We start from the raw sequence: 13,311 nt of genomic DNA on the forward strand, positions 1-13,311 counted from the left end.
CGGAACAGGCATGCTTAATGCGTGTCTTTCGCAGCAAGCTTTTCAAATTATTTGTTAAGCTATATTAGTAAATTGATAATTAAAGCCGGTCTAAAGACTGGCTTTTTTTATGCCGGTTTGTTACTTCTCTCTACTAACATCATATTCATAAGTTAAATTAGGAGCACGCGTGCAAGGTTTATCATCAAAGCGATATCGCTATAGCCTTTTAACGTTATTAATATTAACAACTGGATTGTTTTTATTAGGATTGTCTATGCCAATCATGACGGTGAGTAAGTTTATCTTTTTGGATAATACTTTTTCTATCGCGTCAGGTATCTACGACTTGTTTACCGAGGGGCGATATTTTTTATTTGTTGTGATCCTGAGTTTGAGTGTGCTGCTACCATTGTTAAAGCTAGGTGTGCTGTTTTATCTTTTGCTCAGTTTTGAGAAGTTAGAATATTTAAATAAAACCAAACGATTATTGAACCTTATGCACGACTACGGACGCTGGGCCATGCTTGATGTGATGGTGGTTGCTATTTTGATTGTGACGGTTAAGTTAGGTGCCTTTGTTAATATTCAAACTCACCAAGGTTTGTATGTATTTGGCATTTCGGTTTTACTTACAATGGCGGTAACTCATTTAGTGGTGCGTGTTGCCAATAAAAAAGACGACTCACAAGAGTCGCCTATTAACCTATAGCGTATTGCATAATTGACTAGTGCCAGTATGCAGACTCTAAACTATCTTCTCTGTCTGGTAAGCCTTTAGATAACCTTGGTGAACTTTGTGATAAGACTTCAAAGCTCACACGGTTTGCGTATTTACAAATCTGTGCAAGAGAAGAGTAAGAAATGGCAGGTATTGCGTGTTTACTAGACTCAGGAACATTCAGCTTATGGAAAACATTAGCGGTAATGTCATGGATCACAGCGGCTAATGCGCCATCGCCTGCACCATTTGTATTCTTAATCTCGTCTGGACCACCCATATACGGCGCAATATGCGAATATATTTTTATTGGGGCCTTACAGTTTTGTTTTAGCAAAGGACGAGAAAATTCGTACTTGTTAAACTCTGAAATGCTGCCAGGTAAAAGAGGATATTGAGTTTTACGTCTAAACTCTTTGTCCGTATAACCAGCCATATATAAGCCTTGTGGACCAGCAGTACATAATACTAAATCGGCAAGTTCTAATGCTTTTTCAGCAGCAAGTAGAGGATCTTTTGTGCCAACTAAGGCTTCTGCTTCTTCCTCATTCATTGCTAACACTTGCACGTGCTTTTTAATGAAGTCTCGCCACCACTCTGGTTTTTCATCAATCATAAAGCGGGTGCCTAGAGTAAGCACAACAGGCACTTGATGCTTATTCGCATATTCAATGGCTTGCATTGCTGCTTGATCTAGTGTGTCACCTTCGGAACAACGAGTGAAGTAAGCACTCACAACAAATGATGATGCATTTTTAATTAGATCTTCATCGATAAACTCAGGTGTCAGTTTATTCATGACACCAGAGTCAATGGCAAAGGTACGTTCACCATCTTCTGTGATTAGCGTGAAAGCTCGACCGATAGGTCCATCTACTGGCTGAAGGTGTTGTAAATCAACTCGTGATGACGTGTTGCATAGATAGCGGTATGCGTAGTTACCAACTTTTATGTTTTCACTCATCACGCCGTACAATACTGAACGATCATCGGCTAGCACAGAATAGTTGTGCATTGTATTGCCGATGGTACCGCCAGCATGTTGGTCTACAATTAAGTCGTTTTCAAAAATATAACGATATAATTCTTCTGCAAGCTCACTGCTGACTAGCTGCGATAAACCAATTTTTAAATTAAATTGATCTAAGAGCTCACGAGACACGTGGGCCTCAATATCAACGATGGTTTGATCCATACCAACCACATAAGGATGCTTTAACTTGCCATCCACTTTGATTTTGTTGGTTACAGGATCCTTTTTCTCTACCGGGAAATAATGTCGGTGTTTTCGTCTACCAGGAAATCTCATAGCTCAATTTACGCGAATAAAAAATTGGCGCGCATTGTATGACATTTTGGTTACATTATTAACCAATAGTTTATTCTATTTTGTAATAGATTTATTGATATAAGCCTAAATTCGCTTTTGCGTATGCTTCAAATTCTGTAAATCCACCTATATGTGTTTGATCAAGAAAGATTTGTGGCACAGTTTCTACAGGTTTGCCTGCAGACTTTTCTAAATCAGCTTTTGAGATCCCCTCGGCTTGGATATCTACATATCTAAATTTAAAATCGTCTCTCGACTCTGTTAGCTGCTCAGCTACTTCTTTAGCGCGAACACAATATGGACAACCTGGACGACCAAAAATAACGGTAAACATAAAATATCTCCTAAATGAATTACATACAGTTTAGCAAAATCTAAATCAGCGTAAATTCAATTTAATCGATGAGTTTGATAGAAACTATTGATGTATAAATTTTACTTTTTATTCCAAAATTTTATGAACTCCAAGCCATTGGTTTCTTATAGAAAACTTAATTTGTACCTATCAATTACTGCTTATGTCCCATTTTTAAAGGCTTTGGCAAGTGTACCTGTATATAAACCTTCTATAATAGTTAGTGATGCTATTAGGAGAAAAACATGATTGTTAGACCAGCCCAGGTCGCTGGGAAACTCTATCCTGCTGATGCGGATGACTTAATTACCGATATATCACAAAACTTATTGTATTTTCCCGTTGGAAATACCTTTCCATATGCGCTAGTTGTACCTCATGGCGATATGACACGTTGTGGATTGTCTAGTGCAGCTGCATTTCGTCATCTCTCTAAATATTACCCTTATATAAACAATGTGATAATTATTGGGTGTGCGTCAGTAGGTTCCATGGGCGCGTCATTACCGATATGTGACGAGTATTCAACGCCTTTAGGTCGAGTGAAGGTGGCGCAAAGGTACATGCAGAGCTTAGCATTGTTTCCCTTTGTTCATAAAAGTGACAAGGAGCATTTTAAATCAACGGCAATTGAGACACAGTTGCCTTATCTTCAAACTTGTTTAGCGGAGTTTCAAATCCTACCGATTTTAATTGGAGAAATGTCATTACTTGATATCAATTCGTTGTTAGCGAGTTTGCCACTTAATCGAAAAACACTCACAGTATTAGCGCTTGATATAGATAGAAGTGAACAACGCTGCTTTGATCATCGTGAACAGCAACTTTTTAATAGCTATTTAAATTATATAAAGTCTGAGAATAGGCACATAATAAATGCCGAACATTTGGGGATGCAGAACGGACTTAATTGCGTTAACTTGAACTACCAAAGTTACATAGTGCATTAATAAAAGAGAATTAAAATTGGATCAAAAAAAGGTGCCGTCGCCATGTGTAAGAAACTGTTGTTTAAACGAACAGGATGTCTGCATTGGTTGTTTTAGGGACATTTCAGAAATAATGGCTTGGTCGAGTATGTCAAATAGCGAAAAGGAAGAGACCCTTAAACATTGTAAACAAAGGGAATTAAAAGAAAATTAAAATTAAATTGAATTTTAACGTTCATTTAATGAGCTTTCTGTTTTTATTGTGTTATGATACGCCCCGTCTTTAACGAGACTTATTAAATTGTTTGAAAGCTTCATGATATATATATACCTATGTACTCAAATTTTAGTCGATTTTGAGAGACGTAATCTTTACATAAGTGACATTGCAATTGATTAAACTCCGCAAAGATACAGCTGATACATGTGTATCAAAAAAACATTGAAAATATATAGAGGTTATTATGTCTAAATCGACTGGTACAGTAAAATGGTTTAACGAAGAAAAAGGTTACGGATTCCTAACTCAAGACAACGGCGGCAAAGACGTATTCGTTCATTTCCGTGCTATCGTTGGCGAAGGTTTCAAAAGCCTTAAAGAAGGTCAAGCGGTAACTTTTGACGTTGAAGAAGGTCAAAAAGGTTTACAAGCTGCAAACGTTGAAGCTAACTAATTTAGCCTTTAATGTTTGACAAGAAGAGCGTCTAGAACGCTCTTTTTTTATGCCTGTTATTTGATAAAGCGTTAAAGCGAAGTGTTAACAAACTTCAAAACTTCAAAACTTCAAAACTTCAAAACTTCTACTGTATTAAGCGTCTCGAGGTAATCCAATTCTCACCGCTTTAATTAAGCGTCTTAATTTTCTATTTTCAATACCCGCTGTTTCTGCTTTTTCTTTTTGTTGTTCTAAAGCCCAAATTATATGCTCATCAACTAGCTCGCTTATTTCGCCTAATTTGCTCTCAAGCTCATTGATTACAGTGATCGAAAGTGGCGCGTTGCCGAGTGCTACCGCAATATTCCGCACCCAAGACTCGAATCCAATTCGTCGAATTGGTGATCCTTCAGTCACTTTTAAAAAGTAATCTTCTGTCCACTGCCATATTGCTAATAGATCTGGCTGATTTAATTCATTTCTAGGTAAAAAGTCAGGTTGCGTGGCAATTTGGGCGTGGCGATTCCAAGGACAAATAAGTTGGCAATCATCACAACCATAAATTCTGTTGCCCATCGCCTTTCTAAATTGCTCTGGGATAGCAGTTTTAAGCTCTATCGTTAAGTATGAGATGCATTTGTTACTATCTACTACATAAGGTTCAACAATTGCTTGGGTTGGACAAATTGTAATACAAGCGATACAAGAGCCACATTTTTCTTCTACAGGCTTATCATTGGGCAATTCTATCGGTAAAAATAGTTCACCTAGAAAGAACCAACTACCTGCACTTTCATCTAATAACAGTGAGTGTTTTCCTACCCATCCGAGTCCAGCTTTCTCAGCAAGAGGTCGCTCTAAAACCGGCGCCGAATCTACAAATGGTCGAAATACCATGTCTTTGTCGTCAATCTCGTTAGCTATTAAATTGCCAAGCTTTTTCAGTTGGTTTCGTAAAACTTTGTGGTAGTCACGGCCCAACGCATATCTGGAAATATAAGCGGTATTTGGGTTATCCAGAGTATTGGCAAATGCTGCACCTTCAGGCAAGTAATCCATTCTAGCGCTAACAACGCTGACCGTACCTGGCAAAAGCTCATTAGGTCTACATCGTTTTAATCCATGACGGGCCATAAACTCCATATCGCCGTGATAGCCATTTTCTAACCACTTTAAAAAGCGTGGTTCTTGATCGCTTAAATCGATATTTGTAATACCGACTTTTTCAAAACCAAGTTGTTCACCCCATTGCTTGATTTTATCTGCAAGTTGGTAATAGTTAGAAGTAGCTGAGGTCATAAGATAAGGTTTGTTATGCCAATCATTAAAGATAACGCTACTTTACCATCTAAACTGTTTGTTGCGGAACAGATAAAAGAATTAGAGCGCGAGGCAGCTAAAAAATTAGCCATTGATATGTACCAATTAATGGAGCGAGCAGGCCATGCTGTTTTTGAGTCGTTCATTGCACATTTTCCTAAAGCACATAGCTGTTTGATATTAGCAGGGGCTGGCAACAATGGTGGCGATGCTTTTGTAGTCGCGCGGTTGGCGCAACAATCAGGGATAAAAGTGTTGTTGTACGCCACGGAGCAGGGCCTAACACTATCAGGTGACGCATTGATCGCTAAGCAAGGGTTTATTTCCTCGGGCGGCGATATCTATGACCTTGAATCGTTACCAAGCCATGTATCAAAATTAAATGTCGACATGGTGATAGATGGCTTACTTGGAACTGGATTTTGCGACTCGTTACGTGACACTGAAAGGGCAGCGCTACAGGCTGTAAATAGTTTGCAGGCAGGTAAACTCGCCATTGATATACCTTCAGGCCTCGAATCTGATACTGGTCACGCCGATAAAGATGCGTTTAAAGCAGATGCTACGGTGACTTTTATTGGCTTAAAGCCGGGTCTTTTTACCGCAGATGGACCTGACATACGAGGCGAGTTGGTGTTTGCAGATTTAGAGGTAGGTCAAGTGTTTGAAAGGCTTGGTAAGAGCAAGATCTCACTGCTACATAAACATAGTGTCGGTGCCATTAAAAAACGCAAATTCAATAGCCATAAAGGTAGATTTGGTAGCGTATTGGTATTGGGTGGTGCTTTGGGAATGAGTGGAGCCGCTTACTTAGCCGGAAAAGCCGCGTTACGAAGTGGTGCCGGTAAAGTAAAAGTCATTTGTGCGCCTGGTAATGAAACTATTATTGCCCAGCTTAGTCCCGAATTAATGGTTAAAAGTTTTGATAATACTAGTTCCAGTTTTAGAAGTGAGCTTAGCGAAGAGGTGGCTCGAGCCAGCGTTATTATAATAGGACCTGGTCTTGGTTTAAGCGAGTGGAGTCGCAGCGTTTTTAACGCTTTTTTAGAAATAGACGATATCGAAAATAAAGTGGTTATTGTTGATGCAGATGCGTTAAATTTAATTGGCGATAATGTAAATAACGATAGCGCACGAATAGCTCAACTTAATTCAAATAAATACAAGCCTTGGGTATTCACGCCGCATCCGCTAGAGGCGGCTCGTCTGTTGGACCAGAACACGCTACAAATTAACACCAATCGACTAGCATCTGCGAGTAAAATTGCCAAACACTTTGGTGTTTGCTGTGTCCTCAAAGGCTGCGGCACTATAGTCGCTCATAGTGATGATTTGAGCATCAATACAAGTGGCAATCCAGGTATGGCAACAGCGGGAATGGGCGATGTTTTAACGGGGGTATTAGCCGGAGCAATTGTCAATCAGTTTAGCGGTTCAGGTGACGTCAAAAAAAATGTAGATTATGCTGTTTTTTTACATGGTTTTGCGGGAGATTTTACTGCAAAAGATGCGGAAATAGGTATGATAGCAACAGATGTATTAGAGTCTTTACCTATCGCAATTAAAGCGTGCCAATAAGTCCGACTGAAACTTATTGAGAAATGGATTGTCAGACTAATTGTGAGAATGGCGTTGTTAAAAAAACTATTATTAAGAAGCATAAAAACCGTGTGGGTCTTATTTGCCACTGCGGTGCTTGTGCTTGCAGTTATAATCAGTTTGTTAAAGGTGTTATTACCCTACGCCGATAACTATAAAAACGATATCGAAGCGTATTTGTATACCAACTTTAACGCTAATGTAACCATTGGCAGTATTGGTGCAAGTTGGCAACAATTAGGGCCAGCTATTGTTCTTAATGAGGTATCCTTATCCGCTACTGAGGATGCCCCGCTTGATATCACTATCATGGAAACCAAAGTCAGTATCGACTTTTGGCGTTCTTTGCAAGAACAGCGTCTAGTCACCGGAACGTTCCAACTTAATGGTATTAACACCTATATCAATAGCGACGTGTTTTTTAAAGTTCGTCCGCAGTCTCAAGGCTCGCAACTATTTGAGGGCTTAAGTCATTTATTTCTAGCGCAAATTCAACAATTCCAAGTTACCGACAGTACTATTATTGTTCGTCATCAAAGCGGTCAAAATCAAACTTTTCAAATAGATTATTTGTCATGGCTCAATGAAGGTAACCGACACCGAGGTCAAGGTGATGTTTACATAGATGGTTTTTCTGATAACTCATTGTCAATAAGAATGGATTTATACGGGCAACGCCGTAGCGAAATTTTTGGCATGATATACCTAGAAGCACAACAGGTTGATATTACACCTTGGCTTACACAGTTCATAGGTGAACATATTTCTGTGACTTCGACAGAGGGTAATTTCCAACTTTGGGGCGATGTAAGTGACGGTTTGGTAAAACAAATTCTGGTGGATGTGAAAAACACCGGCGTTCGCTGGCAAAAACAAAAACAGCCTAAAAAATTATTTATCAATGAAGCAACGTTAAAGTGGCAACAACTTAAAAGTGATTGGGCATTGGTGGCCAATGAAATTAAGTTAAAAACCGAACAGCAAGAGCCAGAACCGTTTGATTTAAATTTACTGCGTAAAAAGAACCAGACAGAGCTAATCGCAAATAACGTCGACTTAAATACTATTACACAGCTGTTCTCGCTTTTTTCCGCAACTAAAGAAACAAGTTTGTTAGCGGACACAAATGTAAATGGCGATGTTCGTTCTTTGCATATCGCTTGGCCTGATGATGCACCAATGATGGCGTCGATTGATGTCAAAGATTTTTCATTTTTACCAGAGTCTTCGCCAAACTCAGCCTACTTAGGGCTAAATGATTTAGACTTAAAAGGTGCGTGGAAAGGCAATGTTGGTCGTTTCTCGTTAACTGGAGCATTTGGTCAATTAGAGACAAAAGACACCTTTGCAAAACCATTTAGCTACGAAACTCTAGAAATGGTCACGGATATTCGAGTGTTAGATACTGGGGTTGAAGTTTGGCTGCCTAAAATTAAGTTAGTAAACGACGATATTCTTATTCGCGCGACCGCTGAGTTTTTATTGTTTGATGAAAGTCATTTAAAAGTTTATGCAGAAGTTGAAGGGCCGAAGACAGGTCAAATACCGAACTATTTACCTAAGTATCTGATTGGCAAAGATACACACGATTATTTAATACGCTCAATTCAGGCTGGCCGAGGAAAACTTACGCAAGTTGTTATTGATGGCGACCCCGCGGATATTCCATTTTCGGATGCCAATTCAACAGGCACTTTTATTGTGAGGGCAGAATTGGCAGATACATTATTTGAGTTTGACGAGGAATGGCCAGCGCTTGTTGATTTAAATGCAATTTTAACAGTTGATAAAATGGATATGTTTATTGATGCAAAAGATGGCGAAATAGGCCCTTTGACAGTAAATAATAATGTCCACGCTAAAATTGATTTAGCCGCTCAAAGTACTGTTCTTGAACTCGACATTAACCCAAATAATTTGGCTTTTTCAAAATTTCATACGCTGGTAAAAACAACACCATTAGCAGAGATCTTAGGCGATGTTTTTGACTTTGTGCAGCTAGATGGCAGCGGTGACGCTAAGGTTCACTTGTCTATTCCGTTAAGTGATACACCAAATGAGTTGGGTGTAATACCTGAGTTTGTAGCAAAAGGTAATGTCATCACGAAAGATGCTGGATTAGCTTTACCAAGTATTAACCTAGATATAAAAAATCTTACTTCAGTGGTTTCTTTTGAAAATGATGCATTCTCAATTTCTGATGCTTCGGGCCTATGGTTTGATTTACCAATTGCTTTTAATGTTACAGGTAGTGATGGTAATGGTGGTTACAAGATTGACGGACAAGTTGATGCAACATGGGAGCACCAGCAATTAGCCACGCAAATTAACGGGCCTATCGCTAACTATTTTGATGGTGAACTTAATTCTAGTTTAGCGCTCGCAGTTAACATTGAAGAGGGCGACGACTATCAGTATTTTGTAGATGCGAATGTTGACCTCAGTAACGCAAGTTACCGTCTAACGGGTCCACTTAATAAGTCGAACGGTGAGCCTGCAACAATTAACATTTCGGTTCTAGGTGACGCGAACAGCAACGATGTATATATCGACTTGGCCAATGATCTTAAGTTTATGGGTGTTATTCCAGCTACTTCAGGACGAATGGAGCAAGCTATTTTAGCGATAGGTGAGCACGATCAAGTCGCGAGTTTGTTGTTGCCTGAATCAGGATTTAACATAGATATAAAATTGCCAAATATTGAGTTTGATCCAACCTTATCTTTTGTAATGGATTTACTTGATTCATTGCCTTCTGGTGGCGAAGAATCAGGATCTTTTATGGATGCACCTCAGTCAATTAAAGGTCAATTCGATAACGTCTCTATCTTTGGTCAGCAATGGCAAAACATTGCTCTGACCGCTCAGCCAAATAATGATGATTGGCTATTTCATGCGGTTGGAAAAGATGTGGACGCAAAAGTGTTTGTGCCAAATCAAATTGACGTAGACGGTTTGACAATTAATGCAGACTATTTACACATTAAAAATGTGCCTGTAGAAGGTGAAAAAGTTTCAACACCAACGGTTAACTCCAAAAAGTTGATTAATGGAATACCAGCACTAAATGTAGTTTGCCAAAAATGTACTTATAACGATAAGCCTCTTGGTAAGATAAGTTTAAATACCTTTACGCGTGATGGCTCTTTATTTATAGAGAGAGCTGAAATGGAATATGAACGCAATAAGGTGTCGTTAACGGGAATATGGGCCGGTAATGAAGGTCCAGGTAAAACGACAGTAACGGGCGACATATACTCACGTTATTTAGGTCCTTGGATGCTGGATTGGGATTTTAACTCGGGTATTAAGCAAAGTGACTTAAAATCTAAACTTGCCCTAAGTTGGAATGGTGCGCCACAAGACTTTGAGTTTTCATCGTTAAATGGTGAGTTGTCGTTTGAGTTGGGAGAGGGTTACTTATCTGAAATTAGTGATAAAGGTGCCAGGATTTTTTCTCTGTTTAGTTTAAATTCGCTATATCGAAAGCTTAAGTTCGACTTTAATGATGTATTCCAAAAAGGTTTATTTTATAACGATATCAAAGGGTCATTGTTAGTAGAAAGCGGTGTTGTTTATACCGAGGATATTCGTATGGATGGTGTTGCAGGAAACATGAACATGCGAGGGTTTACTAATCTAAATCAAAGTATATTGGATTATGACGTTACGTTTAAACCCAAAATTAGCTCAAGTATCCCAGTAATTGCCGCTTGGTTGGCGCCTGGGTCTGCGGGTCTATCGCTACTAGCCGGAATCGCGATTGATAAAATTATAGAAAAAGCCGACGTAGTGTCAGAGGTCCGTTTGAAAGTGACCGGCAATCTTTCTGATCCGCAAGTCCAAGAGGTGAAACGATTTACCAAAACGATTTCAATCCCGCGACCGCCACAAAGGCCGATCACGCCGATTGATCCTAATGAACAACCGGCTGAAAAATCTGATAATAAGTCGACTGAGCAATCAAAATCTCAGTCAGAAGCTAAACCAGAAACGAATACCGACAAAAAGTCTGGTCAGGGGCAATAAATATGAATGCTTTTGTACTGCAAATGACGTCGACGCCAAGCATCGACGACAACATTAACTTTGTCATTAACTCGCTTAGAGAGAGTCGCCCGCCTGCCAATAGCCTTGTTGTTTTGCCTGAGTGTTTTGCGTGTTTTGGTGGAAAAGATAATTTAAACTTACGATTCGCTGAAAAAATTGGTACCGGTGATGTTCAAGATAAATTAAGCAAAATAGCAAAAGATTTTCAGATTTATTTAGTTGCTGGCTCCTTTCCGACACACTCAGCTAACCCAGACAAATTTATGGCGTCTTCTTTAGTTTTCGCACCTGATGGCAAACTAATTAGTGATTACCAAAAAATACATCTGTTTGATGTGGTTGTAGCAGACAGCACCGGCAGTTACCGAGAATCAGACTCAACAGTACCTGGTAATAAGCTGGCTGTTTTTGATACGTCGTGGGGCAAGGTTGGGTTAGCTATTTGTTACGATTTACGCTTTCCGGGCTTGTTTCAAGCATTAAGGCAATTAGGTGCAGATACCATAGTTTTACCAAGCGCTTTCACTGAGCGTACCGGAAGTGCCCACTGGTTGCCTCTGTTACAGGCTCGCGCAATTGAAAATCAAGTTTATATGGTTGCGGCAAATCAAAACGGTGTGCACCAAAACGGCCGAGAAACGTATGGACATAGTATGGTGGTTTCACCTTGGGGTAAGGTGTTAGCAAATGCTGAGCGTAATAATGGTTTATTTGGCGCTGAGCTAGACACGAATAAAATGCATGAAATTAGAAAAAACATGCCAGTATTTAACCATAATAAATTTCAAGCTCGTTTGAAATAATCAAACGACATTATCACGATAATAGGATCTATTTTGAATCAAGTTGAAGAACAATTATTAGCAGCAAATGGCCTAACACAACAAAGTGTTTATGACGGTCTATCTATGTTGTTGGAGCATCAACTAGACTACGCAGATTTATATTTTCAAGGAAGTTTTCATGAATCTTGGGTAATGGAAGATGGCATTATCAAAGACGGCAGTTATAACATCGAACAAGGTGTTGGTATCCGAGCAGTAAGCGGTGAAAAAACAGGGCTGTCATATTCAGATCAAGTTAACTTTGATGCGATTACTGAAGCTGCCAAAACAGCGAGAAGTATTGCAGGTGCCGGTGTGAATGCCAAGCAACAGGTCTTTAGCACAGCGCAAGCAAAAGAAATTATTATGCCTTGTCAGCCATTAGAAAAAATGACAAACCAAGATAAGGTGGAACTTCTTAAGAGTGTCGATAGCTATATTCGCCAACAATCGCCATTAGCGAAAAATATCGTAGTGAGTATGAGCGGTGTATACGAACAAGTGCTTGTTGCTGCCAGTGATGGAACTTGGGGTACGGATATTCGCCCTTTAATTCGTTTAAATTGTTCGGTTGTATTAGAAAAAGATGGTCGCAAGGAACGAGGCGGTGCAGGAGCTGGTGCCCGAACAGACTACGGTTTTTTCATGGAATTAATTGAAGGAAAAATTCGCTATCAAGCTATTGCTGACGAAGCCATTCATATGGCAACGGTGAACTTGGAAGCGATCGAAGCACCCGCGGGTACAATGCCAGTGGTATTGGGTAACGGTTGGCCAGGAGTACTATTGCATGAAGCTGTAGGTCACGGTTTAGAAGGTGACTTTAACCGTAAAGGCTCAAGTAATTACAGTGGTAAGATTGGTGAATCAGTCGCGTCTGAGCTGTGCACTATTGTTGATGATGGCACATTAAATGGCTTACGTGGCTCTTTAAATATTGACGATGAAGGTGTACCGGCTCAATACAATGTTCTCATTGAAAACGGCGTGTTGAAGTCCTATATGCAGGATAAGCTAAACGCTCGTTTAATGGGTGTGCCAGCGACTGGTAATGGGCGTCGTGAATCTTTTGCGCATATGCCTATGCCTCGTATGACAAATACCTATATGTTGCCAGGGCAAAGCACGCCTGAAGATATAATCGCTAGCGTTGATTACGGTATTTACGCCAATAACTTTGCCGGTGGCCAGGTTGATATCACGTCAGGTAAATTTGTATTTTCGGCATCGGAAGCTTATTTAATTGAGAATGGAAAAATTACTAAACCAGTAAAGGGTGCGACTCTAATAGGAAATGGCCCAGATGCAATGTCGCAAGTATCTATGGTAGGTAATGACCTAGCCTTAGACAAAGGCGTTGGTGTTTGTGGTAAAGACGGTCAAAGTATTCCTGTGGGTGTTGGTCAGCCAACGTTAAAGCTAGATGCAATGACAGTAGGTGGTACGAACTAAGTTCTGTTTAACTGCCTGCGATTAGACGTAAATTATCTAAATAAAAAAGCCAGCTTAGTTGCTGGCTTTTTTATATCAGAACGTTTGGATGGGCTA

Annotated in this window: 11 protein-coding genes; 8 read left to right on the forward strand and 3 right to left on the reverse strand. The window is 39.7% G+C overall.

Features of this window, described 5'->3' with window-relative positions; all coding sequences use genetic code 11:
• Positions 1-169 precede the first annotated feature (169 nt).
• Entirely contained in the window at positions 170-691 is a 522-nt protein-coding gene (locus J9318_RS03555) for a paraquat-inducible protein A (protein WP_210561242.1), read from the forward strand.
• Between the two features lie 16 nt (positions 692-707).
• Here the strand turns inward: J9318_RS03555 and J9318_RS03560 are convergent, their stop codons facing one another.
• Both J9318_RS03560 and J9318_RS03565 read right to left on the reverse strand, forming a co-directional pair.
• The gene (locus tag J9318_RS03560; protein ID WP_210561247.1) at positions 708-2,009 is read right to left on the reverse strand and encodes an inosine/guanosine kinase; all 1,302 of its coding nucleotides are present in this window, start codon (positions 2,007-2,009) and stop codon (positions 708-710) included.
• 91 nt (positions 2,010-2,100) lie between these two features.
• On the reverse strand, positions 2,101-2,364 hold the full coding sequence (locus tag J9318_RS03565; protein WP_210561249.1) for a GrxA family glutaredoxin: 264 nt from the start codon (positions 2,362-2,364) through the stop codon (positions 2,101-2,103).
• A 266-nt stretch (positions 2,365-2,630) separates the two neighbouring features.
• Here J9318_RS03565 and amrB point away from each other — a divergent pair, with 266 nt between their 5' ends.
• The 3 genes from amrB (at position 2,631) to cspE (ending at position 3,988) form a co-directional block, all read left to right on the forward strand.
• Positions 2,631-3,335, forward strand: coding sequence for an AmmeMemoRadiSam system protein B (amrB, locus tag J9318_RS03570; protein ID WP_210561251.1), 705 nt, complete (start codon positions 2,631-2,633; stop codon positions 3,333-3,335).
• A 31-nt stretch (positions 3,336-3,366) separates the two neighbouring features.
• Positions 3,367-3,528, forward strand: a complete 162-nt coding sequence (locus J9318_RS03575) for a DUF1289 domain-containing protein (protein ID WP_342345698.1) — start codon at positions 3,367-3,369, stop codon at positions 3,526-3,528.
• Between the two features lie 250 nt (positions 3,529-3,778).
• Positions 3,779-3,988, forward strand: coding sequence for a transcription antiterminator/RNA stability regulator CspE (cspE, locus tag J9318_RS03580; RefSeq protein ID WP_155695803.1), 210 nt, complete (start codon positions 3,779-3,781; stop codon positions 3,986-3,988).
• Between the two features lie 135 nt (positions 3,989-4,123).
• On the opposite strand, the gene queG is transcribed toward cspE, so the two are convergent.
• On the reverse strand, positions 4,124-5,269 hold the full coding sequence (queG, locus tag J9318_RS03585; RefSeq protein ID WP_210561258.1) for a tRNA epoxyqueuosine(34) reductase QueG: 1,146 nt from the start codon (positions 5,267-5,269) through the stop codon (positions 4,124-4,126).
• Between the two features lie 15 nt (positions 5,270-5,284).
• Here queG and J9318_RS03590 point away from each other — a divergent pair, with 15 nt between their 5' ends.
• The 4 genes from J9318_RS03590 to tldD are packed head-to-tail and all read left to right on the forward strand — an operon-like array spanning position 5,285 to position 13,215.
• On the forward strand, positions 5,285-6,868 hold the full coding sequence (locus J9318_RS03590) for an NAD(P)H-hydrate dehydratase (RefSeq protein ID WP_210561260.1): 1,584 nt from the start codon (positions 5,285-5,287) through the stop codon (positions 6,866-6,868).
• Positions 6,869-6,916: 48 nt separating this feature from the next.
• The gene (locus J9318_RS03595) at positions 6,917-10,918 is read left to right on the forward strand and encodes a YhdP family protein (protein ID WP_210561262.1); all 4,002 of its coding nucleotides are present in this window, start codon (positions 6,917-6,919) and stop codon (positions 10,916-10,918) included.
• A gap of 2 nt (positions 10,919-10,920) precedes the next feature.
• A complete protein-coding gene (locus J9318_RS03600) occupies positions 10,921-11,742 on the forward strand; it encodes a carbon-nitrogen hydrolase family protein (protein WP_210561264.1) in 822 nt (273 codons plus the stop codon).
• Positions 11,743-11,775: 33 nt separating this feature from the next.
• On the forward strand, positions 11,776-13,215 hold the full coding sequence (tldD, locus tag J9318_RS03605; RefSeq protein WP_210561273.1) for a metalloprotease TldD: 1,440 nt from the start codon (positions 11,776-11,778) through the stop codon (positions 13,213-13,215).
• The last annotated feature ends 96 nt before the right edge of the window (positions 13,216-13,311 follow it).

The sequence above is a fragment of the Psychrosphaera aestuarii genome (genome assembly GCF_017948405.1).
Lineage (GTDB): Bacteria > Pseudomonadota > Gammaproteobacteria > Enterobacterales > Alteromonadaceae > Psychrosphaera > Psychrosphaera aestuarii.

Bases quoted from the DNA above. Each gene is read 5' to 3' on its own strand.
- J9318_RS03595 (WP_210561262.1), top strand. From the start codon at position 6,917: ATGGCGTTGTTAAAAAAACTATTATTAAGAAGCATAAAAACCGTGTGG.
- J9318_RS03600 (WP_210561264.1), top strand. From the start codon at position 10,921: ATGAATGCTTTTGTACTGCAAATGACGTCGACGCCAAGCATCGACGAC.
- J9318_RS03565 (WP_210561249.1), bottom strand. From the start codon at position 2,364: ATGTTTACCGTTATTTTTGGTCGTCCAGGTTGTCCATATTGTGTTCGC.
- amrB (WP_210561251.1), top strand. From the start codon at position 2,631: ATGATTGTTAGACCAGCCCAGGTCGCTGGGAAACTCTATCCTGCTGAT.
- cspE (WP_155695803.1), top strand. From the start codon at position 3,779: ATGTCTAAATCGACTGGTACAGTAAAATGGTTTAACGAAGAAAAAGGT.
- queG (WP_210561258.1), bottom strand. From the start codon at position 5,269: ATGACCTCAGCTACTTCTAACTATTACCAACTTGCAGATAAAATCAAG.
- J9318_RS03590 (WP_210561260.1), top strand. From the start codon at position 5,285: ATGCCAATCATTAAAGATAACGCTACTTTACCATCTAAACTGTTTGTT.
- J9318_RS03560 (WP_210561247.1), bottom strand. From the start codon at position 2,009: ATGAGATTTCCTGGTAGACGAAAACACCGACATTATTTCCCGGTAGAG.